Consider the following 1,622-nt stretch of genomic DNA (forward strand, 5'->3'; position numbering starts at 1 on the left):
AGCCGGATCACGCCGTGGGCAATGCCCTCGATTTCCTCGCCATTGTGATCGCCTCCGCTGGTCTGGGTGTCGAGCAACACTGCCACAATGCCCCGCTTGGCCAGGAAGGCCTTGAAACCAATCAGCTCGCGCCGGAACCTCGGTGTGTCGCCGGTAATCAGCCGGATCTCGAGCAGCGAGTCATAAACAAGCCTGTGTGGCTTGTGTTCTTCAATCGCGCGTTCAATCGCCTTGCGCGTCTCATCCAATCGAAGGTCCGCAGTCTGGAATATCGTCTGATCGGCCGCTCCGCTCAAGGTCTCCGAAGCGGACAATTCCTCAACGCGGATGCCATCAAGCGTCCAGCCGTGTGAGGACGCAATCGCTTGCAGTTCGGCGGCGGTTTGCGAAAGGCTGACATAGATGCAGCGTTCACCGGCTGCCACACCAGCGCGCAGGAATTGCAACGCCGCGGTCGTCTTGCCTGCGCCTGGATCGCCTTGCACGATGTAGAAATTTGAAGCGGGCAATCCACCGCGAAGAATTTCGTCCAAGCCGGCAATGCCGGAACTTACAACGGGCTGCTTCTTTCGCTCGGTCATTCCGCCATCGTCTCCAAACAGGAATCGCAAGCCGCCAGTATCACAGGTTCGAAGTAGAACTGGGTGGAGCGATCGGCGGCCCGGCCCGGTATCTGAAATTCCAATTTCTGTAACGGCCGCGCCCCCGTCAGGCAAGTAGCTCGTTGCAGGCCACGGCAGTCACGGCCTGTGCCACAGCGCGTCCCATCGTCTGTGGAACCATCCAAGACGCCAGCAGTTTCACAGAGTTAACAAATGAACGGATGGGGTATGATTCAAGGGACCGTCGATAAAGCCGATGAGGATCGCTACCGCGTTCTCGTCGAGGCCGTTACTGATTATGCGATCTATATGTTGGACCGTTCGGGAACCGTGACGAGTTGGAACGCGGGGGCCGAGCGGTTCAAAGGCTATTCCGCGAGCGAGATCATCGGTCAGCATTTCTCGTGCTTCTACACGGAGGAGGATCGCGAAGCTGGTCTTCCATCGCGGACTCTGGAGACAGCAGCCCGCGATGGCAAATTTGAGACCGAGGGCTGGAGGGTTCGTCGCGACGGGACTCCTTTCTGGGCTCACGTTGTGGTTGATCCTATACTCGATCCAAGCGGCAAACTAACCGGCTTCGCCAAAGTCACCCGTGATCTTACCGAGCGCAAGAAAGCGGAGGAGGAAATCCGGAAAAATCAGGAGCAGTTCCAACGTCTGGTTCAGGGCGTGACGGACTACGCGATCTACATGCTTGATCCTGAAGGCGTAATCACGAGCTGGAACTCGGGTGCAGAACGCATCAAAGGTTACTCGGCCGACGAAATAATCGGCAGGCACTTTTCGCAATTCTACACGCCCGAGGATCGCGAGCGAGGCAGTCCGCAAAGTGCCCTGGAGATCGCCGCCCGTGAAGGGCGAGTTGAGCGCGAAGGCTGGCGTATACGCAAAGACGGCACTGCGTTCTGGTCCCACGTGGTCATCGACGCCATTCGGCACGAGGATGGCGAACTCCTGGGGTTCGCGAAGATCACACGCGACATTACGGAGCGGAAGAAGGCGCAGGAGTCCCTGGAT

Annotated in this window: 2 protein-coding genes; one reads left to right on the top strand and one right to left on the bottom strand. The window is 58.3% G+C overall.

Annotated elements, in window-relative coordinates; all coding sequences use genetic code 11:
• Window positions 1–581 (bottom strand): ATPase domain-containing protein (locus EN925_RS35010; protein ID WP_281040692.1); only part of this gene is annotated, 581 nt, incomplete at its 3' end.
• Window positions 582–830: 249 nt separating this feature from the next.
• Here EN925_RS35010 and EN925_RS35015 point away from each other — a divergent pair.
• Window positions 831–1,622: PAS domain-containing protein (locus EN925_RS35015; RefSeq protein WP_245485364.1), on the top strand; the 792-nt coding region annotated here is incomplete at its 3' end.

Origin of the sequence: Mesorhizobium sp. M7A.F.Ca.US.006.04.2.1, from assembly GCF_004022915.1 — a bacterium.
Taxonomy (GTDB): domain Bacteria; phylum Pseudomonadota; class Alphaproteobacteria; order Rhizobiales; family Rhizobiaceae; genus Mesorhizobium; species Mesorhizobium ciceri.